The sequence below is a fragment of the Nocardia sp. NPDC046473 genome (genome assembly GCF_040645995.1).
Classification (GTDB): domain Bacteria; phylum Actinomycetota; class Actinomycetes; order Mycobacteriales; family Mycobacteriaceae; genus Nocardia.
This window is the reverse complement of sequence record NZ_JBEYZJ010000003.1, coordinates 864,357-885,706: the sequence shown is the minus strand read 5'-3', so window position 1 is coordinate 885,706 and position 21,350 is coordinate 864,357. Positions and strand designations below refer to the sequence as shown.

The window sequence follows — 21,350 nt, the reverse complement described above, 5'->3', positions numbered from 1 at the left end:
TGGTTGTGCCGAAGCGAAATCGCGCGGTGGAATCACAGGTGTGCGAAGAGATCAGGAAGGGCTGGATGCGCTCGGTTGAGGATCAGCAGATCAAGGTGACCGCCGCGGCGGTCGCGCCTCGGCCGGTCCGGGTCGCGATTTCCGAGGCGCAGGGCCTGCTGTGTGCCGAGGACGTCGTCACCGAACGACCGCTGCCCGGATTCGACCAGGCGGCGATCGACGGCTACGCGGTGCGCAGCGTCGACGTCGCCGCCGCGGGCACCGACATTCGCAACGAGGACGACGAACTGGTCGATCTCACGCTGCCCGTGGTCGGCGAGGTGATCGCCGGATCACGTCAGCCGATCCGGCTGCAGCCGCGCCAGACCGTGCGCGTCGACACCGGTGCGCCGCTGCCGACGCTCGCGGATGCCGTGCTGCCCTTGGATTTCACCGACGGCGGCCGCGCGAAGATCAAGATCTACGAGCCGGTCCGCTCCGGCGACTACGTGCGGCGCATCGGCGACGATGTGCAGCCCGGCGACGTCGCGGTGCGCGCGGGCACCATCATCGGCGCGGCCCAGGTGGGACTACTGGCAGCGGTCGGGCAGGACAAGGTGCTGGTGCATCCGCGGCCGCGGCTTTCGGTGATCTCGGTCGGTGGCGAGCTCATCGATATCGATCGCACACCGGGTCCCGGCCAGGTTTACGACGTGAACTCCTATGCGCTGGCCGCGGCGGCCAGGGACGCGGGCGCGGACGTGAATCGGGTCGGCATCGTGAGTGCCGATCCGCGGCGGCTGCGCGACGTGGTCGAGGGGCAGCTGGTGCGCTCAGAGGTCGTCGTCATCGCGGGCGCGGTCGGCGGCTGGGCCTCGGATCAGGTGCGCGAGGCCCTCGAAGGGCTCGGCGAGCTCGAAATCGCCCGCGTCGCCATGCATCCCGGCTCCGTGCAGGGCTTCGGGCGGCTCGGGCGCGACGAGGTGCCCACCTTTCTGTTGCCGTCCAACCCGGTCGGCGCGCTGGTCGTCTTCGAGGTGATGGTGCGTCCGCTGATCCGAATCGCCTTGGGGCGCAGGCATCCCATGCGGCGCATCATCATGGCGCGGACCATCACGCCGATCAGTTCCATGGCAGGCCGCAAGGGTTACCTCCGCGCACAACTCATGCGCGACGAGGCCACCGGCGACTATCTCGTGCAACCCCTCGGCGGTGGCGCGGGCGCCTCCTCGCACCTGCTCGCCACCTTGGCCGAGGCCAACAGCTTGATCGTGATAGATCCCGACGACACCGAGATTCGCACCGGTGACGAGGTCCGGGTCGCTTTCCTCGCACAGCGCGGCTGAGGCGTGGCGGCGATGAATGTGTTCCGGGTCACTCAACATCCCGGCTGGCCCGCGCGACTCGGCCCGGTCCGGGTCGCCGCGGGAGAGGTGACGCTGCGTCCGGTGCGCCTGCGCGACGCCGCAGCGTGGAGTCGAATCCGGTTGCAGGACAGGGCACATCTGGAGCCGTGGGAACCCACCGGCCGTGGTGCGTGGGAGGCGCGCAACCACGCGTCCAACTGGCCTGCGCTGTGGTCGAGTCTGAAGGCTGAAGCCCGGCGCGGCGCGATGATCCCGATGGTGATCGAGGTGGACGGCGCCTTCAGCGGGCAGCTGACCGTCGGCAATATCGTGCGCGGCGCGCTGCGTTCGGGCTGGATCGGCTATTGGGTCGCCAAGGATCTCAGCGGTCAGGGTGTCGCGACCGCGGCGCTCGCCCTCGGCCTCGACCACTGCTTCGGGCCGACCGGCCTGCACCGGGTCGAGGCGACCGTGCGGCCGGAAAATCTTGCCAGCCAAGCGGTATTGCGCAATGTCGGCTTCCGCGAGGAAGGACTGCTGCGCCGCTACCTCGATGTAGATGGTGCGTGGCGCGATCACCTGCTGGTCGGCATCACCGTCGAAGAACTCATGGGCACCGTCGTCGACCGGCTTGTTCGCGAGGGCAGGGCGATCTTGCCCCGATAATCGTGCAATACGGACACGCCCGGCGCATCCGACGCGCGGAGGAATTGTTGGCTTTGTGACTCGTGTGGCGGAAGTGCACGGCGCGCCTGCCGGATCTCGACGTGTCACGGAATTAACCTACGGACGTCGGAGGTGCGTCCTGCACCCTCGGCAGGGAGCCTGCGAGGCGACCGGCAGCCATGCCGCAGCGACGGACGGAAGCCGGGCGGACGCGGGGCGTGCTGCGCACCGCTCGCCGGCCGAACGGACCAAACCAGGCCGGGACGGAGGTGCTGACCGAGATGCCGAATTCGATTCTGTGGATCGGACTGGTCGTGCTCTGGGTCTTCGTCCTGTTCCCCATTCTCGCCGACCGGCACCCCAGGATCCGGCGGACCACCGACGCCGCCCTCGCCACCCGCGTGCTCGTGCGCGGAGATTCCAAGCGGCGCACCAAGAGTGGACCGGCCGCAGGCCACGAAACCGACCCCAATTGGCGGCCACGCCGCGCACAGAGAAAGCCTGCCCACAGCGATGATGCGGAGGACCGGATGACAACACCGGCCGACGAACCAGTCACCGAAGGTGACCTACCGGCGATCGCCGAATCCGCGGCATCCCGACCCGATCCCGACATCGCTGACGCCGAGCTGGATGACGCCGAACTCGCCGAAGCCGAGGCGGCGGACGCTGAGGCTGCGGCGTCCGACGCCGAAACGGTAAGCGCGGACAGCGAATCCGACGACGAAGTCGCTGCGGAGCACGACGACGCCGTCCATGATGACGAGGTGGGCGAAGAGCGCACCGAACCGGCCGCGGCCCGGATACCACCCGCGCCCGCCACGGCTCCCGCGCGCGTCGAGCACGACGACTACCTCGACGACGAAGCCGACGAGCACACCACTCGACGCCCCCGCGACGACTACGACCCCGACGACCTCGACTACGTCCCCAGCCGCCGCGGCCGCGGCGGCTACGACCCCGAGGCCGACGCCATCGCCCGCGCCGCCCGCTACACCTTCCGCCAGCGCGCCGTCCTCGGCCTCGTCCTGGCCGGCCTGCTGTGCGGTGGCCTCGCCGTCGCGATGTCACCCCACTTCTGGTGGGGCAGCGGCCTCGCCGCCCTCGTCCTCATCGGCTACCTCACCTACCTGCGCAAGCAAGTGCGCATCGAGGAAGACATCCGCCGCCGCCGCGCCGCCCGCCTCAGCCGAGCCGAACAACTCGGCGAACACCCCCGCCAACCCCACGCCTCCCGCGCCGCCATGGACCGCGACACCGCCCGCGCCCTGCGCCGCCGCTCCGCCCTCCTCGAGGTTGACGACGAAGACCCCATGTTCGACCACCTCGACCCCTTCGACCCCGCCACCGCCCGCGCCCTGCGCGACCGCACCGGCGGCGGCGACATGCGCCGCGCCGCAGGCGAGTAACCACAACCGCGTAACTCCGAATCACCCCAGGTCAGACACCCGATTCGGAGTCTCGCAACATCCTTTGCTAAAGTGGCACAGCGCGGTTCCCCGGAGCCGCACGGGGCTATAGCGCAGTTGGTAGCGCGTCTCGTTCGCATCGAGAAGGTCAGGGGTTCGATTCCCCTTAGCTCCACGCGTAGAAAAGCCGCAGGTCAGAGACCTGCGGCTTTTTTAATCGATTATCTCAGCGGGGTTGATTGTACGGCTGACCTGCATCGATGGTTGCGGGTTGGGGTTCGAATGGCGTTAGGTGTCTGGCATCCAGCCGGTCAAAGTGGCGTGAACTAAGGGGCCCTAGATAGCTTCTTGTCGGGGGTGGGCCGGAATGGTGGGCTCGGCTAGCTGGCGTGGGCGCGCGTTGGGTCCTGCCCCGTAGGCGGTCGCGGCGAGCACTCGAAACGTAAGAAGGCCCAATCCGATTGAACGCACGCGCCTCAGCGGATCCGGATGTTCCAGAGGCGTTGGTGGCCGACCGTTCCCAGGCCAGCCACTGTCCGCTCAGAACGCGCGGGTCGCGGCATTTCCGGATGTGGTTCACCTGAAGCGCCGTACCTCCTGGCATGTTTGTAAGGCAGCCGCCCGGCCCGGATCGACCACGCGATCCGGCCAGGCCGGGTCGGTGTGGATTTAACGTTCAATTTTCGGGTCCGCTCTGCAGATCGATGACGTAACGAACTACAGGACGGTCTACCCTTGCTCGTTGTTCTCCGGGCCCTTCGCCACTTGGGCCGATTGTTGAAGCCACAGCCGGTAGGTCTCGTGCCTGAACTGGTAGGCAGTGCCGGTGACCCTCAAAAGGCCGCTGCGGCGAGCCCAGTCGAGGAACAGACGAGGCTGAGGCGGAAATGTCGCTGCGAACCGGAAGACAAGCACCGCAATGCAATAACGCATAGAGGCCGTTCCGGTCAAGAGCCCGAACGCGACCGCGCACGCTAGTCCACCCGAGAGACCAGCCGCGAGCCCGACCGTGAGCTCGCCCGCGAGCGGGCCGGTGAGCCCGAACCCGAGGCCGGCCGCGAGCCCGCCCATGAACGCGCTGCATCCACTCGAGAGGGCCGCGGCTTGAAGGTCGCCACGGATCAGTCGTGTTTCGTCGACAGAAATACGCAACTTGTCCTTCTCACTCACGGAAAGCCCGAACTCAAGGCCGAACGTGAGCCCCATCGCGAGGCCGACCGCAGGCCCGGCCACGAGCCCGCTCCTGAGCGGGCTCATGAGCCCGCCCATGAGCCCGACCATGAGCGCGCCCAGCAGCCCGATCATGAGCGCGCCCAGGAGTCCGACCGCTAGCCCGACCGCGAGCCCGCCCCGCCATCTCGATCGTCCAGGCACTCCCCACACCACACGCTCAGCTGAGTCATCCATTTCAAGGCCGGATATGAACCCGACCGCGAGCCCGAACGCGAGCCCGAACGTGAGCCCGCCTACGAGCCCACCCGTGATCCCGGACGCGAGCCCGAACGCGAGCCCGAACGTGAGCCCGGACGCGAGGCCGACCGCAAGCCCCGACGCGAGCCCGTGCAGTAGTCGGGTGCGGGTGGTTCCTGCGATTTCCCAGATTTGGTCCAGTCGGATGGCGGTGCCGTTGCGGCCGGTGTCGCGGCGGTGGTCGAGGCATCGGGCCAGTGACAGCAGCCATTTCCGGACGGTGTCGCTGGTGTAGTCACGGTACGGGCCGGTGCGGTCAGTGCCAGCGATCGCGGCGGGGATTTGCGCGGCGAACAACAGATCACGCACAGCATCGGCGTCGGCGCAGTCGAGAAGTTGGGCCGTAGTATCGGGGTCGTGGTGCAGCGCGTTGGCGGCGAGGGCGAGGATCCAGGGGGTTTGCAGTGCTTGTGCGAGGGGCCCGTCGCGCTGGTCGACGAGGTCGCTCGTGACCGCGTCCCACGCCGGGGCGGTAGCACCGATCGACTGCTGGTAGGTGCGTAGATAGTCCTGGATCTGGTTGGGAGCAAAAGCTTTCAGACTAAGGGTGGTTGCCCCGTGCAGGCCGTTGTCGCGGCCCCGGCGGGTCAGCTCTTCGAACTCGCTGGTGCGGCACACGACCACGACTGGGCGGTGCTTCCAGGGTGTTTCGTTGAGCCGGTCAAGTGCCGCGCGGGCCTTGGGGTCGTCGGTGTGTTCGGGGTCCATCTCGTCGAGGCCGTCGAGGACGGGCAGGATCAACCCTGCCTCGATCAGCGCCCGCGCGATCGGGGGGCGGAGTCGGTAGTCGTATCCGAGCCGGGTGATCAGCCACTGTGAGAAATCTTCGGTGCCATCCCAGCCCGCGGCGTTGAACCGGACCGGCACCGGTTCCTCGGCGCGGCGGGCATCAGCAAGGTCGCGGCGGGTATCGAGCAGCCCCAGCACCAAATGGGTGGCGGCCACGGTCTTCCCGGCACCCGGCTCTCCGAGCAGCACCATCCGTCTGGGCGCCTGCAGCAGCTCGAAGTAGGTGGCGATCTCGGATACCGATCGTCCCGGCGGGGTTCGGTCGTGCCGTGGCCGCGATGAATTCGACGTGCATGAACTCCCCAGGTCCTGCCCGTAGCTGGTTCCGCAGCCGCAGTTCTTCCCGGCGTACGGCGGCCGCCAGTTCGTCGGCCAGCCCTGGGGTGGCCGCCCTGCTCGTGTCGGGCCGCCACCGCTTCCACACCATCGTCGCCGCTGGTTTGACCAATGAAGAAACACCCCGCAGCGCGGCGGCTTCCGCTCCTGACACGGCAAACAGCCTGCCACGCCCGACCTCCCGGCACATCGGATTGCCGAACCAACGCCGACGCTGAGCGCCGGTAACGTTCGGTGATCGACGGCCAGAATTGGTCGACACCGATATCCGCACGTCGGCAAGTGCGGACGTTGAGAAACTGAGTCAGCCAACCATTCTGGACCGCCGACTAACGCGCGCTCCGCGGCACGAGCGTGCACTGCACGACCGGGCGGCGCAACCATCGGACTTGTAGGCTCTCCAGCTGTGAGCACACCAGGGGCGGGATCGGTTGCCGCAGATGGCCGGAAGAAGCGTTGGGCACAGTTCAGAGGGGTCGCCGCCGTTGTCGTCATCGGCCTGTACATCGTTGCCCTGACCAGGTTGGCTGTCAGTGCTGGGGCGACTTGACGGCAACTCATCTGTTCGGCCTGACTGGTGTCGTTGCTGGCCTGCTCGGCTTGTTTCAGTCGGGCAGGAAATGGGCGTGGCCGTTGGTCCGCGGAAACGACGGTCGAAGCGTAGAAGAGTTGTCGCGCTGCTCGTGGCCGCCTTGGCCCCGGCAGGCATCATCACGTCGATGATGCGCACGGGCACGGTTTTTACCGACCCCGCGGGACAGCTGTTGATGCAAACGGCCGCGATTGGCACACTGCTGATCTTCATTACCGATAAGCCCTCGCGAGATCGGTCGTAGCCCGCTCGTCACCTTCATCCGAACGTTCCGAAATCGGCAGAAGCGCGCGTTCGCGAGATCAACTGCTGGCCAACGTCTGTCCCTGATCGAACGCGCGGGAAGCCATGTGCGGATGTTCGTGTGGGGGACCGGTCCTTCGGACGTCAAGGACGTCGAGGCTGCGGCCACGTGGTCCAGCGCAAAGCTTCCGGCGCTTTCTCCGGCAGCAGCCCAGCGGCGATCAAAACAGCGCCCTGCAATCAGATAGCTCCTCTCGGCGGAGTCCGCTTCGTAGGTCTGCAACGCCGCGTCGGTAACCAGGGAAGCGGCCATCACCTCGTCGAGCCCTTGCTGCGCGCGTCTAATGTGACGTAATGGTTCGCGAATCCTGGCGGCGCGTTGCCACCTACGCCGCCTCGCCGATTCTCACGAATATTAGCCGATTACCGTATGCCGTTCGTCGCCGAACATGGTGAGAACTTTCGCCATCTTTTGCGAGACCGGTCGTATTCCTTGTCTCGGGCAATCATAAGTTCATGGATGAATAGGCCCGTCAATCCCGCGATTGCGCGCTTTCATGTCGTAACTTGATGAATCGTGAAACGTCTGCTGACTGTGGCCATGATGGTTCTGGGTCTTTCGATAACAATGGGGCACGTACCTGCCCGGGCGGAGGCGGATCCGCCGGAATCTTCGGTGTCAGAGGCCTCGTCCAATGGTGTACAGGAGGGGCCGAGCCCGCTGCAGCAGTGGATCGATACCCATATTCCCGCGGGGACGAAAATTCCACCGCAAGCGTCGCGACCCCTTGCGGCGCCGAGCGATCTGCCGCAGGAACTGATACCGCTCTGGAATTCCGTACAGTCCGGGCTGACCGGTGACGCACTGTTCGACACCTGGCCGGCGGATCTCGCCCGCTATGCACCCGGCGACATTCTGGAATGGCGGGATGTGACGGCGCCAGCAACGCCGACGATGCTCCTCCTGAACCTCACCTCCATTTCACGCGCCACTCTCCTGAAATTCCGCACCACCAACTCCGCCGGTAAGCCCTCCATCGGTACCGCGACGCTGGTCCTTCCCCCTAAGGCGTGGACCGGGCCTGGTAGCCAGCCTGTCTTGGTGAACGCGCCAGCCACCAACGCGCTCAACAAGCGCTGCACCCCCGGCTACGTGCTCTCCCACGGTATGGAAGTCCCGACCGGCAACGATTTCACACCGTCGCCGACTGCCTGGGCGATGGAGCATGGCTACGCGCTGGTTATCCCCGACCACGAGGGCCCCCTGATGGCCTACTCGGAGCCGACCATAGCCGGACACAACCTGCTCGACTCCATCCGCGCGGTCCGCAATTTCGCCCCGGATCAGTTCAGCGAGAGCCGTTTCGCCTCGACCGGATACTCCGGCGGCGCCATCGCTTCCCACGCTGCGGCCATGCTGGTAGAGGAATACGCCCCGGAACTGCTCCCGTATTTCGCTGGCGCGAGCTTCGGTGGATTGGTCACCGACTATCGCCGGTTCGCCCACACCTTCGATGGTTCCTACATCTCCGCGTTCCTGCTCACCACCGTGCTCGCGCTCGGCCGGGAACACCCAGAAATCCTCGGGCTCATGAACCATGCGGCGCAGTGGGTGGCGACATCCCCCATCAAGGAAAACTGCAGCGGTAGTTTCGGTGCACTCGGGATAATGCCCATCCCGTTCGACACCATGGCCACAATCGATAAGCCGCTCGACAGCGAATCGGCCGAGGCAATATTCCAACATCTGAGTATGAACGGCAGGAAATCGGGAGTGCCATTGTTCATATACCACGGTATCAACGATCCCTGGATTCCTGTGCCGGAGGCCGAGCAGCTGTGGCGCGAGCAATGCGCGCTGGGGGTGGCGGCGACGAAGAATATCGTCGGTGGCGACCATCTGGCGGCCTACGTCAGCTCCTATGGCGCGACCATGGATTGGCTGGATCAACGATTGCGTGGTGTGCCTGCGACCGGAACATGTGCCGCAGCACCCGGCGAACGGTGACACTGCCGCCGGAACCAGTTCTACGCGCAGTTCGCTGGTTCCGCGCGGCGTGAGCATCCGGGTGGTCTCGGTGAGCGCGAATGACCCATTCCCTTGTCTGCCTTCGCAATCGCCAGCCAATAGCGCGGAGACGTCGTCGTCGCTCAGGGTGGGCAGCGTGGCCCGCAGGGCGGCGGCCACCGCTGTGCGGTCGATGGCCCGTTGCTCGGCGCGCTGTCCGTCGCGGGCTCGGGTCGCAGGCTCTCGGAGCGACGAATCACCGTGCGCCACACCTGCGGCGCCTGGCTCGGCGCCGTAGACTGCGGCGCTCGCCTCGGTGCCCCTGCGTTCCCGCTCGGTCGCGGCCGCTTCGACCGCCAATTCCTTTGCCGCGCTACGGCCCAACATCACATAATCGGCAATAGCGGACGTTCTGTGCCGCAGCCGATCTCGCCGCGCAGAACGCCCGCACTGCGGCATTATCGCTCACTCGTTCTGACTGAAGTCAGCGTGGATGAGTGCGATACCGAATGTCTTACGCTGATGTGCGGACGTTCGACGCGGCCGTGCAAACCTGATCGATAGCAGCAACCCACATGCGGCGATTCGTCGGCAATGCGATCGGGCTTGTTGCAAGGTGGTTCATCGCGAGAGCGAGACTATTGCTGGCTCCGTGGGGCGCTGTGTGTCGTTCTGGGGTTTGTCGGCGTGGTGCAGTGTGTAGTGGGTGGGGTCGAATTTGCTGGTGCGTCGGCGGTATTCGAAGCTCCAGTTTGGGTAGAGGCCGGCGTTGTGGCCGTCGGCGGTTCGGTAGTAGGTGGTGGCGCATCCGCCGGTGAGCCAGACGGTTTGGCTGCTGCGGTCGTTGACTTCGCGGACGAATGCGTCTTGGGCTTGCTGGTGTACTTCGACGCTGGTGATGTGTTGGTCGCGCATGGTGGTGAGGGCGTCGATGATGTAGCGGATTTGGCATTCGATCATGTAGATCGCGGATTGGTTGCCGACTGCGCCGAAAACGCCGAGGGTGGTGAAGAAGTTGGGGAACCCGACCATCGATGTGCCGAGGTAGCTCCGTGGGGCTTGGCGGTAGAGGTCGGCGACGGTTCCGTCGCGGCCGTGGATACGTTCGGCGATCGCTGGGGGAACAGAGAACCCGGTGCTGTAGATGATGGTGTCGACGGGATGGACGGTTCCGTCGACGGTCACTATCGCGTGAGGCCGGATTTCGGCGATCCTGGTGGTGATCACGGCGACGTTGTCGCGGGTGAGGGCTGGCAGGTAGGTGTCGGAGAAGATGGCGCGTTTGCAGCCGATCATGTCGTCGGGGGTGAGGCGACGACGTAGTTCGGGGTCGCGCACTTGGCGGCGCAGTTGCAGGCGTCCGAGCATTTCGTAGGGGTAGCGGAAGCGGGTGTCGACGAAGCCGACCAATCCGAACCCTTCGATGGCGGCATACACGCTGGCGCGCATGGCTTTACCGAGGGCAGGTAGTCGCCGTAGCAGCCTGCGTTCGGTCTTGGTGGTGATTCTGTCGAGTCTCGGGATGATCCATGGTGCCGAGCGTTGGAACACCAGCAGTTGTTGGACCGAGGGTTGGATTTCGGGCACGACTTGTACCGCTGTGGCTCCGGTGCCGATGATCGCGACGCGTTCCCCGCTCAGGTCGTGGTCGTGGTTCCAGTGCAGGGTGTGAAATGCGGTGCCCGCGAAGGTTCCTCGCCCGGGGATATCGGGTAGTTGGGCGTCTCCGTAAACGCCGGTGGCCGATAGCAGGATGTTGCAGGTCATCGGGCCGGTGTTGGTGCTGAGCTGCCACAGGTTGTGGTCGGCGTTCCAGGTGGCGGACAGCAGTTCGGTGTTGAACCGGATGTGGGGCAGCACGGCGTGTTCGGTGGCGACGCGTCGTAGGTAGTCGAGGATTTCGGGTTGTTTGCTGTATGCGCGTGACCAGTCGGGGTTGGGGGCGAAGGAGTAGCTGTACAGGTGTGAGGCCACGTCGCAGGCGCAGCCGGGGTAGGTGTTGTCGCGCCAGGTGCCACCGAGATCATCGGCACGTTCGAGTATGGCGATGTCGTCGAACCCGGCTTCGCGTAGCTTGACCGCGAGACCGATTCCGCCGAATCCTGCACCGATCACGGCGATATGGACATGGTCCGGGCGGCGCTGCTCGGGCATGCTCGTTCTCCTTCTAACGTGGGTGTTCGGCACTGATTTCGCGACGAGGGAAACGCTGTCTACCGTCCGGTCCGGGCTGACCAGCGGGCATGGATCTCGGGGATGCTGAAGGGAACCGGGAGCTGTTCGTGGTCGGTGTCGCCTCGCCGCCGCGGAAGGCCGGTGAACGCGACGGCGGTGGCGACGACCGCGCGTGCGATCACGGTCGGGCGAAAGATGGACCGGGGTGGATCGAGCAGACCAGCGATCCGCGAGATCTGCTGAGCCACAACCCGATCACGTTCGGCGGCAACCAGGGCCACCGGGATGAGTGGTGCTGTGATTCGCTGGAGCAGCGGGCGCTGTTGGGTGCGTAGGTGAGGCAGCGAGGAATCGGCGAGTTGGGTGAGCATCCAGGCATCGTCGACTGTGGTGCTGGCCGCCCGGAAGAATCGCTTCGGCAGGTTGTCGTCTCCGTCTCGCAGGCATTGCTGCAGCGCGACGGCTTGCAGTGCCGACATGGTCATCCCCTGCCCGTAGGCCGGGCTGAAACTGCAGACAGCGTCGCCGAAAACCAGCAGGCCCTCGGGGAAACGTGCCAGACGCTCATAGCGGCGCCGTAGGTTGGCTTTGTATCGATAGGTGGAGATATCGCTGAGTACCTCGCCGGCGATCAACGCCTTGTACACATCGGGCGGTGCGACGGTGGCGGCGAAATCCAAGTACTCCTCGAGCACCTTGGGCGGATTGTCACCGCCATACCCGATCAAGGTCAGGATGTGTCGGCCACCTTCGACCGCGAACAGCGCCATCGCCCGCGTCCCGGTGGTCATCCCGATAATGATCTCTTTATCCCCGCCCACCGATCCCTCGGGCAACTGGACAAAAGCGCTGGCATAGACCATGTCGATGGCTACGCCCTCCTCCGCGGGTTGTGGGTAGCCGAGTTGGTCGAGCCATTTCCCGATCGGCCCTCCCCTCCCCAACGCGCTCACCACGAGCTCAGCGTCGAGATCCTCGACACCGCCACTGGGTGGGCTGACCTGAACACCACGCACGCGAGCCCCGTCGACACGCAAGCCCACAGCGGTGCACCGGTCCCACAGGGTGACATTCGGTAGCGCTCGAACCCGTTCGCGCACAGCCCATTCCAGGAATGGGCGCGAAGCCTGCAACACACTGAACCCTGCCGATGACTGCTTGAGAGTGCGCCCATCCAACGCCATCCGCATCTCCGAGAGAGCTTCACACTCCACCGCACCAGCGGCGTGCAGATCCCGGCTCAAACCGGGAAAGAGCTGCTCGAAGATCTCCTCACCACGGGCGAGGAGCGCATGCACATGCTTGCCCTGTGGGACACCACGTCGATCACCGGGCTGGGACAGGTCGTCGCGCTCGACCACGATCACTTGGTCGTAGTGCTCGCTGAGGACGCGGGCGGCGAGTAGGCCACCAATGCTTGCGCCGAGGACTATGGCACGACCTTGGACCATGTTCGAACCTCTCCAGACCGATCGTTGAGACTTTTCGAACGAATAGTCTCAGGGCTGACGGTACGGCGCTGCCGAGGCGTTGACAATAGAGACATCTATTGACGCCCTCAGCGCAGGAGCGCGCGGACCATCATGTCGGCCACCTGATCATCGGTGAGCGTGCTGCGCTCGATCAGCACGTGCGATAGCACGGTCCGCACCATGATCTCCGCGGCCTGCTCGGGCGAGAAAGCCTCGATAAGGTCATCCTCCGCACGCAGAGCTAGAAGCGGAATGATCAGCGCTGCAACGGTTTCCACGAGATTGAGCATTGATCCCTCATGCTGGACCGCAACATTGATCAACTCCATCGGCTCATATGCGATAACCCGCCGCAACGCGGCATGGCCACGCAGGTAGCGCAGCGCGAACAGCATCGTCGCCCGGACAAGATCCCCCGAGGACGCGAGCAAGTCGATTTCATCGAGCGCCTGGCGTGACATGCGCTCGAGCTCGGAACGCGCGACAGCGCTGACAAGACCGTTCTTGTCACCGAACTCCCGATACGTCGACGCACGCGAGACACCAGCACGGCGCGCCAGCGAGGTCAGCGAAACCGACCCCAGGCCCTCCTCGGCGATCATCTCTACCGCAGCATCAACGAGCTCAGTCAGAAATTGCGTCACGCCAGCAATTCTGCAACCTCCACACCCGCACGAACGGCACCCCAGTAGAAGCGAAGGTCACTTTCGACGCCGCCTCGGGAGCAGAAGCGCGCACACGTCGGCTACGTCCGGATGTTTCAGAGGTGTCGGTGGCCGACGACCCGTGTCCGCTCGGGTCGCGCGCGACGCATAAAACGACCCCGTTTGCCGCGCGCGATCATGGCTCGAACCCTGAACCACCATCGACGCGGCGCACATACCCGAGCAGATACCGGTGCGTGCGCTGCCGGGCCATCGTGCCCCTTCTATGAATCGCCGCGGGTCCGCTGCGACGGGGCCGTGATGCCCTACTCCGGCCGAACGTCGCGCAGGTTAGTCGCTCTTTACCGCCGCAGAATCTCTACTGGACTTGAGATATTGAGGAGCGGTGTGCCGTGTGGGGCCTGTCGCGGATTCCCCATCCGTGAATAGCGCTGCTGGTCAGGAGGTGTTGTCAGGATGTGATGAGGCTGAGGGGCGGGTGCGCGAAAGTTCGAGTAACGTGACATATCGTCCACCAAAATCCCAGCTCAGGCTGGGATTTTTGGTTTTCGGACTTCGTTCGTGTCGGCCGATCTTCCAACTGAGTCCCAACTAATTGGCCCAAGGTCACCTCTGACCACCCACCGCTTTGTCGAGGGCGTCAGTAGCTGCTCGATGAACGCGGCCACGTGCCATGTAGTGCCGTTGGGGCATCGCAGGGTCGACGTGCATCCGCCATCACTTGCACACACAAGCCAGCGTCATCGAGAATCGTCGCGACCGCGCGACGGAAGCTGTGCGCTGTCACGTCGTCCGGAATGCCTAACGCGTCTCGAACCGCTGCCATTCATGCCCGACGTTCTGCGGATCACGCAGTGTCCGCTGCTTCGCATGAGCAATGGGCCGCTTACGGCGAGGTGGGGTAGACGTCCCGGAACGCTTCGCGGACAGTCAGTGCGTCAGCCGCGTCCCGGTCCTCGATCCCGGAGACAACCTCGGACACGCGCCAATAGTTCGATGGAACCAGTCGGCCTGACGTCACGGCTGCGAGTGCCACGTCGGCTGCTTCGTCGGGCTTGTCCGCTGCAACCAGAGCCAGCCCCAAATCCAAGTTGGCTGAAGCGATTCGGCGCGGCCTGACTGTTGTAGCGCCCGCGAGATCGGCGAGCACATGCCGGGCATAGGACTCCGCTGCCGGGTCACCGAGCCACGCCAGTGTGGTAGCTACGTAGGCATCTGACTTCGCAGGGTCGTAGCGAAAGTGGTGCTCCGGTCGATCTGGAGTGCTCAGTCCGGACACCAACCTGGCGACCCGACGTAACGCGCCGTATGTCCGCTTGCTGTCGCCTAGCCGTGCCATCGCACGACCCTCCTGGGCAGTCGCTTGAATGAACGCTGAACTACCTTCTGGAGCGAGTGCCTGTGCCGCGCAGGACAACTCGGCCGCTGCTGCGAATTTTCCATTCGTCAACTGCTGCCACGCTCGCGTCTCCAGACACCAGGCTGCGATCTCAGGGTGTCCGGCTTCGTCCGCCAACTTCCAAGCCAGGTGGCCTCGCGCCGCAGCGGCGGATGACTCGCCCAAGTCGATATGACATGTGCTCGCCAGCAGCGAGAGCCAGCCCACCGTGACGAGTAACCGGCGATGCTGTGGCAGCGTCTTGCGGCTATCCATCAAACGTCCGGCGTAGCCCAGATTCTGGCGTATCCGGACGAGCAACTCACTCGGCGGAGTTGTCGAATACGCCGCAGCCAAGTCGTCTACCGACAACTCCAAACGCTCGAGGGTGCCCCGACCCAGATCCGACGCCGCTACCCGATGAACCCACTCCGCCGCTGCCTGTTCACCGTCGGCCGGTTCGACGAACAGCGCCGAGCCAAGCCCCAGCGCGTGTGAGTATGCGCTGACATGCTCGAGGTGGATTTGGCGCTGCCCAGTCTCCAGCAGGCCGAGCAAGGGCTTGCTGTAGTGAGTGCGAGCTGACAGCGCCGACAGGCTCAACCCGGCTGCCTCACGCGCAGCACGGAGTTGGGCACCGCTGGGGAGAGTGGGGTCAGACTCCACGGTGCCAGCGTAACGGCTGTTGAGAGGCTTGTAGACGCATGTAGACACGAACTCATGCAATTCCGGACATACACGGTGGTTGTGTAAGTACGCGTCCGGTAAGTGCTCGGCTGCACACCGAGCTACCTCACCCACTTTCCCGCCATGGGGCCGGACGCGCCTAAGCCGTAGTCGACGCAGGGGAGGTCGGCAGATGCCGAACAAGCTTCCACATCGCGACCCGTGCACCGGGCTTCTTGCCCAGAGATGGATAGCGCTCACCGAATCCGCCCGGTGCTGGGGTGCCGCACCAACCCCAGCACCGGGAGGCAACCACTCGGAGGTGCCGCAATGAATCGAGATCGGTTGCGTACCACCGAATCCCCGGATAAGCGGAAGGTCGTGACGTGGCGGCTGGTGGGTCGAGACTGCCAGGTGCTCAACTTTCAGAATCGGGCCGACTCGTCACCGGCATACCGGTGGCCCAGTGGGACTGAACTCCCATCCGCTGCACCGGGATTGGTGATACTCGATGGCCCGCCGTCGCTGTGGGAAGCGCGTGAAGCGTTCTACGACCATCACGACCTGTGGGACGCCCTACGTCATGACTATTGGGTCGCCTTGCTGGATCCGACCGATCAGCCAAACTCGTTGGGAGCGTGAAGATGACGACAAAATGTGAATGCGGAAGATCAGCGACCACGACAGGATAATTCCGAGACGCTGCCGGGGGTGCGGGGTTAACGTTGTTGGTGGCAGGTCCGGGATGTGGCTTTTCCGAAGGATCGGTGTGCGGGGTGAGGCCGGTCGCGCTGGATTGCAGAGTCGTTCCCGACTGCCCTCCCGGGCTTGCCTTTTCGCGTTGCCGCTGGTCGGCGAGCGTGCCGCGGCCCACGAACTGGGCGTGCGCACCCAGTTCAGCGAGAACGCGGCGCACGATCCCGGCCCGGTGCTCCGCCAGTACGCACAGTTGGCGGCCGAGGGCCTATTCACGGTGCCGGTCGCACGCGCATTCCCGCTGGAGGACTGGCGTGCAGCAGCGGAACTGAGCCTGTCCGGCCACCCCGGCGGCAAACTGATCATTCGCCTGAAATGAGCACCCGAGGCTGAAAACCTTTCCACGACAGGCATACCGAGCACCAACAGAGACCGATCACGCCATGGGGGAGACCTCCGAGGAATTCTGCGTCCACCGATATACCTGCTGTTCAGCCGTGTTTCTGGACGTGATTGGGCTCAGCGTTGGGGGCGCGAAAGTTCGAATGACGTGGGCTTCGCTCCCGGCCCCTCCCTGGTTCGCCAGTCTCGATGCCGCGCCCCCGGACCTCCGCTCCAACTGCCTAGCCAAAGTTGGGCGCTGTCATGGTCGGCGGTCGCGAACCGCCGATGTAGCAGGGTCGCACGCTATGACCGGCCGATTGTCCTGAGGCAGAAGTGATGTCGGGGGTCGAGGTCGGTGTGGTCGGCGGTCTCCGGCTCCGCGATCACCACGATGTTGCCGCCCTCGCGTTTTGCTTCGTACATCGCGGTATCGCAGCGGTGCAGGATGCGGCGCATGATTGCCGGGTCACGCAGATCGGTGAGGGGGCACAGGGCCGCGCCGACGCTGGCGGTGACCAGGACCGGCAGGTCCGGCATGGTTTCGATGGCGCCGCGCAGTCGCTCGGCGATCGCGGCGACCGGTTCGTCGCGGCGGCGGCCGAGGACCACGAATTCCTCACCGCCGGTACGTGCGACGACCGCGTCCGGATCGGCGGCCGAACGCAACCGGTCGGCCACCCGCGCCAGGACCTCGTCGCCGAACGAGTGGCCGAAAGTATCGTTCACGTCTTTGAACCGATCGAGATCCAGTGCGGCGATGTAAGCGTATTCCCTTGTGCTCGCGCGGAATACGTAGGATAGGTGGTAATCGAGTCCGCGCCGATTCAGCAGCATGGTCAACGGGTCCAGTAGTGCATGCTGACGCCACAGCCAGTGACAGAACTGGACGGTGGGCAGCCCGACTACGTTGAGCGCCACCAGGATCAGCATGATCGCGATCGCGAGCCGGACGTCGCCGGCCGCGGCGCCGGTGTGCACCGGGTCGTCGGCCACCAGCAGCACGACGAGCAAGCCGCCCGACGCCAATGACCAGCAGATGTGCAGGCCGAGGATCAGCGGCCCCTGGAAGATCACGAACATGCCGACGACCACCATCAGCGTCGACACGAGGGCTCCGTAGACGCGGTGCTCGGCGGCCAGCGCACCGAAGGTGATGGCGAGATCGGCTCCGGCACACCACAACAACGATTCCGCTCGGCTCGGCCAGGGCAACAGCCACCAGCGCAGGGCCCACAGCGCGGTGAGCCCGACGATCAGCCAGCAACCGATCTCGAAGAACGCATTGCGCGGCCCGATGTTCGAGATCAGGGACACCGCGGTGACCAGGCACATCACCGCGCCGCCCGCGCCGATCATCGCCTTTACGTAGCGCTGGGCCGAATGGATTTCGAGCACGTCGACCAACCAGTCGTAACCGGCCCGATCGCGCCACCAACTCCGCATCAGCGACCGGCTGTCGGCCATCGAAACCACCGCCTTGTTCCGGCAGACACATCGTCTGCCGCTTGTTGTGCTCGTCACCTCATGGCAAGTAGCTGGATCGTAACTGTTCCGCAGGTCTTTTCCAATCGGAATCATTGATATCCCTGCATCTTCCGCTTCGGCGTCCTGCGACGATCGAACTCCGGTGGTCGAAGCACCTCCTACGAGCTGGTTCGACGCTGACGCGGACTGCGTCGAGAAGGTCGGAATTGCCTCTAGCGTCCGGATGAATCGGGTCGTGATCGCTCAAAAATGCCCGATATGGGAGAAATATCTGGCTATTCCGGTGTATTCCGTGGTCCTGTCGAATGCGACATTTCGCCCGCCGCACACGGTGGCCAACTCCAACGGTCGCCTTGGTAGTTGGTTGAGGTCAGCGACGTTCTGGTCAAAACGCCATTTATGCGCAACAGTTACGTCGAACCGAATCGCGGTCTATTCCGTGCATCCGTGGACGACGGATTTCTCGGATCCTCCAACTGAACATCGATGGAACGTTAAGCGTCGCGTTGTCAGCCAGATGAGGAGATTGTCCAATGGAATCAGGGAAATCGTCTGGAACGGTCCGATCTGTGCTGCGCAGGCCGATCGTTTGGATTGTTGCGGCGCTGGTGGTGGTCACGCTCGGCGTGGCCGGCCCTTACGCCTATCTCCGGATCGTGAGCTCGAACAATCCCCAGGAACTGAGCTTCAGTGACCTGGCGAGCTCGACCGGTGGGCCGCCGATGCCTGCCGAACCCGTGTCGGCCTCGCTCGAGACGCCGGTGCCCCCGCCGCTATCGCCGGAGCCGCTACGCGTACTGGGAGCGCCGACAGCACCCTCGCCGATGGGTCTTCCCGTAGCCGCACCGCCGGTATCGGCGATAGGTGGACCGCTGCCGCCCAGTAGCCCGATCGCGGGTTCGTGGACCGTCGGTTCCGGCACGGACGCGCGCTGGGCCACCGACGACACGCTGCTGGGCCAGACGACCCGCGTCGTGGGCCGGACCAATGACGTGTCCGGGACCATTCAGATCGATGGCCTGACAATCACTTCCGGGCGCATCGTGGTCAATATGCAAACCGCGGTCTGCAACTGCATGCACGACTCGGCCTACAACGAGATGCTCGAGACGACGAAGTTCCCGACCGCGACGTTCGTGCTGACCTCGCCGATCGTCTTCCCGTCGGTTCCGGCAGCAGGCACCGTCTCCAGCGTCCCAGCTGCTGGTCAGTTCACGATTCACGGCGTCACCCGCGACGTGAGCTTTACGTTCGAGACGACGCAGGTCGGTGCGAGGTTGGCGTTCAAGGCCGAGATTCCGGTCGAGCCGGCCGACTACAGCATCCAGCCGCCGGTCCCCAACAACCCGCTGGCCGGCATCGGCAACACCGCAATCGAACTGCTGATCGCCTTCGACCGGAGCTGAACCGCCGCGTCGCGGTCATCGGGACCGCCCGCCACCGCACGACACGGTGTCGAATGGCCGAAGCCGCGGTGACTACTTACGGGCTGAATACGGCCGATTCGCGAAGTCGGAGCAGTCGCAGGGCGAGCTGTATTTCGAGGGCACGATCAGGGTGCTGCCAACCTTCACCGAGCAGACCGGTGATGCGGTCCAGGCGCTGGGTCACCGTGTTGACGTGGATGTGCAGGAGTTTGGCGCTGCCGCTCAGGCTGCAGCTGGTGGCGAAGTAGGTTTCCAGGGTCTCGATCAGCGGGGTACCGCGACGGAGGTCGTAATCGATGATCGGGCCCAATGTCGTGTTCAGGAACGCCAGCACGTTCCCGCCACTGTTGATGAGCACGCCGACGAATCCGAGATCCACCGCGCTGGCCGACGAGCCTTGTTTGCCGAGGGCGTGCAGCACCCGAATGCACTGGCGGGCCTCGCGGTAGGCGGCGGGCACCCGCTTCGGCAGATCGACCGGTCCGGAACCGGCTACGGTCGCCGAGATCCCCAGTGCCGCACTGAGTTCCTTGGCGACGCTGTGCGCCGCGGCGGAGGCGTCGCCGCCTGGTAGCAGCACGACGGTGTGCTGTCCGCGAACCGCCGCCAAACCGTGGTGGGACAGCACGTAATTGGTTGTCCACGCGGCCGTGCGGCGTTGGCCGCCATCCTCGACGACGACAAGCACATGCGGCTGCGTCAGATCGATGTCGAGCAGTGTGGCCCGGCTGTGCAGAGCATCGTGGTCGGCGACGCGACCGTCCAGCAGGTCGTCGAGCAGTTCGCCGCGTACCCGTCCCTCGGCCTCGGCGATGCTGCGTTGGAACAACAACAGCAGCGCGGTGACGAGCGCGGCGCGCTCCAGGATTCGCTGATCGGAGGGCGATAGTTCGTTCGAGTGGTGCAGCACCAGGGTGCACAGCGGGTTACTGCCCGCGCCGCCGGGCGCCGCCCACAGCTCTTTCGCTGCCACGGTACGGCCGAGTTGTGCTGCGGTGGCGGTGATCTCGCCGACGGCATGGTCGTCGCCGAGCCGTTCGCGCCCGCCGGATTCGGGTGAGTCGATTTCGGTGATTCTGCGTCCGTCGGAGTCCAGTACCAGGAGCGCGCCGCCGAGGATATCGGCGGCGACCGCCGCGACATCCGCCACGCCGCCGCCCCGGACAACCAGATCGGTCATTCTGTCGTGCGCCTGGGCCGCGCGTTCGACAGTGTTGTAATGCGCGTGCATGGCCGCGTTGGCGGCGCTGAGTTCCGCTAGCGCGGTACGAGTTTCGGTGAGCAGCCGCGCCGAATCCACCGCGATGGTCGCGTGGGCGGCCAGGGAGACCAGCAGCGCGATCTCCTCGGGGGCGTACGGCCGGAAGTCGCGGTGCGAGGCGAACAGGACGCCGATGACCTGGTCGCCGAGCTTCATCGGCACTCCGAGGATGGCGACCAGGCCCTCGTCCCGCACCGCGTGGTCGATATCCACGGTGTGCCGGAACCTGCGGTCGGCGAAGTAGTCCGCGGTGCTGTACGGCACTCCGCTCTGGGCGACCAGTCCACCCAGACCATCGCCCATCGCCAGCCGAGTGGATCGGAAAGCCTGCGAGCCCGACCCGTCGGTGACCCGCATGTAGGTGTCGCCGCGCTGCGGATCGGGCAGCGTCATGTAGGCGACGTCGGCGTGCAGCAGCCGTCGTGCGCGGTGCACGATGGCCTGCAGGACGGCATCGACATCGCGTAGACCGGCGAGATCTCCTGCGGTGTCGAACAGAGCGGCCAACTCGGCCTCGCGCCGAGCCCGGCGCTCCAGCAGTGCGCGCACCCGCAGCGCGGCCCGCTTGGCGCCGTCCAGCTCGGCCAATTCAGCGGCGGACGCGCCGGCGGCGCGGGCGTCGAGCAGGGGAGCTTCGAATTCGACTGCTGGAGCTTCCCGCTCGAGCATTTCCAGGAAGATCTCGCAGGTCATGGGGATCATTGTGCAGGGCGAGGCCGGTGCCCCCCGATACCGTGGACCGTCCATGCTGCCTCCGCACCTCGAGCTGTGCTGCCGAAAACACTAGGGGCGGTTGAGCGGTGTGACGATGTGGGCGGCCGACATATTTGCCGCGGCGAATGTTCATGTGGCCCATACACCGGTCGGATCATCGACGCCGATTTCGAATGATCCGAGCGCAGG

Annotated in this window: 14 protein-coding genes and 1 tRNA gene; 7 read left to right on the top strand and 8 right to left on the bottom strand. The window is 65.1% G+C overall.

The genetic code is table 11. The annotated features are described in order from the left end of the window. Positions 1-65 precede the first annotated feature (65 nt). From glp to ABZ942_RS14190, 4 genes are all read left to right on the top strand, one after another. Positions 66-1,325 (top strand): gephyrin-like molybdotransferase Glp, encoded by a 1,260-nt coding sequence (gene glp / locus ABZ942_RS14205; RefSeq protein WP_357381761.1) that lies wholly within the window; start codon positions 66-68, stop codon positions 1,323-1,325. Positions 1,326-1,337: 12 nt separating this feature from the next. Continuing rightward, positions 1,338-1,991 (top strand): GNAT family protein, encoded by a 654-nt coding sequence (locus ABZ942_RS14200; RefSeq protein WP_357381759.1) that lies wholly within the window; start codon positions 1,338-1,340, stop codon positions 1,989-1,991. A 281-nt stretch (positions 1,992-2,272) separates the two neighbouring features. Continuing rightward, entirely contained in the window at positions 2,273-3,400 is a 1,128-nt protein-coding gene (gene glpR / locus ABZ942_RS14195) for a gephyrin-like molybdotransferase receptor GlpR (RefSeq protein ID WP_357381757.1), read from the top strand. A gap of 102 nt (positions 3,401-3,502) precedes the next feature. Further along, a tRNA-Ala gene (locus ABZ942_RS14190) sits at positions 3,503-3,575 on the top strand. A 554-nt stretch (positions 3,576-4,129) separates the two neighbouring features. Here the strand turns inward: ABZ942_RS14190 and ABZ942_RS14185 are convergent. Beyond that, positions 4,130-5,851 carry a hypothetical protein gene (locus ABZ942_RS14185; RefSeq protein WP_357381755.1) on the bottom strand — a complete coding sequence of 574 codons (1,722 nt, stop codon included), beginning with the start codon at positions 5,849-5,851 and terminating at the stop codon, positions 4,130-4,132. Between the two features lie 749 nt (positions 5,852-6,600). Next, positions 6,601-7,143, bottom strand: a complete 543-nt coding sequence (locus ABZ942_RS14180; RefSeq protein ID WP_357381753.1) for a hypothetical protein — start codon at positions 7,141-7,143, stop codon at positions 6,601-6,603. Between the two features lie 264 nt (positions 7,144-7,407). Here ABZ942_RS14180 and ABZ942_RS14175 point away from each other — a divergent pair, with 264 nt between their 5' ends. Further along, positions 7,408-8,838, top strand: a complete 1,431-nt coding sequence (locus ABZ942_RS14175; protein ID WP_357381751.1) for a lipase family protein — start codon at positions 7,408-7,410, stop codon at positions 8,836-8,838. Between the two features lie 621 nt (positions 8,839-9,459). On the opposite strand, the gene ABZ942_RS14170 is transcribed toward ABZ942_RS14175, so the two are convergent. The 4 genes from ABZ942_RS14170 to ABZ942_RS14155 all read right to left on the bottom strand — a co-directional run bounded on the left by ABZ942_RS14170 (position 9,460) and on the right by ABZ942_RS14155 (position 15,194). Then, on the bottom strand, positions 9,460-10,992 hold the full coding sequence (locus ABZ942_RS14170) for an NAD(P)/FAD-dependent oxidoreductase (RefSeq protein ID WP_357381750.1): 1,533 nt from the start codon (positions 10,990-10,992) through the stop codon (positions 9,460-9,462). Between the two features lie 59 nt (positions 10,993-11,051). Beyond that, entirely contained in the window at positions 11,052-12,464 is a 1,413-nt protein-coding gene (locus ABZ942_RS14165; protein WP_357381748.1) for an FAD-dependent monooxygenase, read from the bottom strand. Between the two features lie 107 nt (positions 12,465-12,571). Then, a complete protein-coding gene (locus ABZ942_RS14160) occupies positions 12,572-13,129 on the bottom strand; it encodes a helix-turn-helix domain-containing protein (protein WP_357381746.1) in 558 nt (185 codons plus the stop codon). Between the two features lie 907 nt (positions 13,130-14,036). After that, positions 14,037-15,194 carry a helix-turn-helix transcriptional regulator gene (locus tag ABZ942_RS14155; RefSeq protein ID WP_357381744.1) on the bottom strand — a complete coding sequence of 386 codons (1,158 nt, stop codon included), beginning with the start codon at positions 15,192-15,194 and terminating at the stop codon, positions 14,037-14,039. 769 nt (positions 15,195-15,963) lie between these two features. Here ABZ942_RS14155 and ABZ942_RS14150 point away from each other — a divergent pair. After that, on the top strand, positions 15,964-16,269 hold the full coding sequence (locus tag ABZ942_RS14150; RefSeq protein WP_357381742.1) for a zinc-binding dehydrogenase: 306 nt from the start codon (positions 15,964-15,966) through the stop codon (positions 16,267-16,269). 308 nt (positions 16,270-16,577) lie between these two features. Here ABZ942_RS14150 and ABZ942_RS14145 read toward each other — a convergent pair whose 3' ends face one another. Continuing rightward, positions 16,578-17,738: a GGDEF domain-containing protein gene (locus tag ABZ942_RS14145; RefSeq protein ID WP_357381740.1), complete on the bottom strand. Its 1,161-nt coding sequence runs from the start codon at positions 17,736-17,738 to the stop codon at positions 16,578-16,580. 554 nt (positions 17,739-18,292) lie between these two features. Between ABZ942_RS14145 and ABZ942_RS14140 the strand changes: the two genes are divergently transcribed. Next, a complete protein-coding gene (locus ABZ942_RS14140) occupies positions 18,293-19,165 on the top strand; it encodes a YceI family protein (RefSeq protein ID WP_357381738.1) in 873 nt (290 codons plus the stop codon). 76 nt (positions 19,166-19,241) lie between these two features. Here ABZ942_RS14140 and ABZ942_RS14135 read toward each other — a convergent pair whose 3' ends face one another. Next, positions 19,242-21,140 (bottom strand): GAF domain-containing protein, encoded by a 1,899-nt coding sequence (locus tag ABZ942_RS14135; protein ID WP_357381736.1) that lies wholly within the window; start codon positions 21,138-21,140, stop codon positions 19,242-19,244. Positions 21,141-21,350 lie beyond the last annotated feature (210 nt).

Coding starts and splice junctions, on each gene's coding strand:
- ABZ942_RS14185 (WP_357381755.1), bottom strand. CDS start 5,851: ATGGTGCTGCTCGGAGAGCCGGGTGCCGGGAAGACCGTGGCCGCCACC.
- glp (WP_357381761.1), top strand. CDS start 66: ATGCGCTCGGTTGAGGATCAGCAGATCAAGGTGACCGCCGCGGCGGTC.
- ABZ942_RS14140 (WP_357381738.1), top strand. CDS start 18,293: ATGGAATCAGGGAAATCGTCTGGAACGGTCCGATCTGTGCTGCGCAGG.
- ABZ942_RS14135 (WP_357381736.1), bottom strand. CDS start 21,140: ATGACCTGCGAGATCTTCCTGGAAATGCTCGAGCGGGAAGCTCCAGCA.
- ABZ942_RS14180 (WP_357381753.1), bottom strand. CDS start 7,143: ATGGCCGCTTCCCTGGTTACCGACGCGGCGTTGCAGACCTACGAAGCG.
- glpR (WP_357381757.1), top strand. CDS start 2,273: ATGCCGAATTCGATTCTGTGGATCGGACTGGTCGTGCTCTGGGTCTTC.
- ABZ942_RS14145 (WP_357381740.1), bottom strand. CDS start 17,738: ATGGCCGACAGCCGGTCGCTGATGCGGAGTTGGTGGCGCGATCGGGCC.
- ABZ942_RS14170 (WP_357381750.1), bottom strand. CDS start 10,992: ATGCCCGAGCAGCGCCGCCCGGACCATGTCCATATCGCCGTGATCGGT.
- ABZ942_RS14200 (WP_357381759.1), top strand. CDS start 1,338: ATGAATGTGTTCCGGGTCACTCAACATCCCGGCTGGCCCGCGCGACTC.
- ABZ942_RS14165 (WP_357381748.1), bottom strand. CDS start 12,464: ATGGTCCAAGGTCGTGCCATAGTCCTCGGCGCAAGCATTGGTGGCCTA.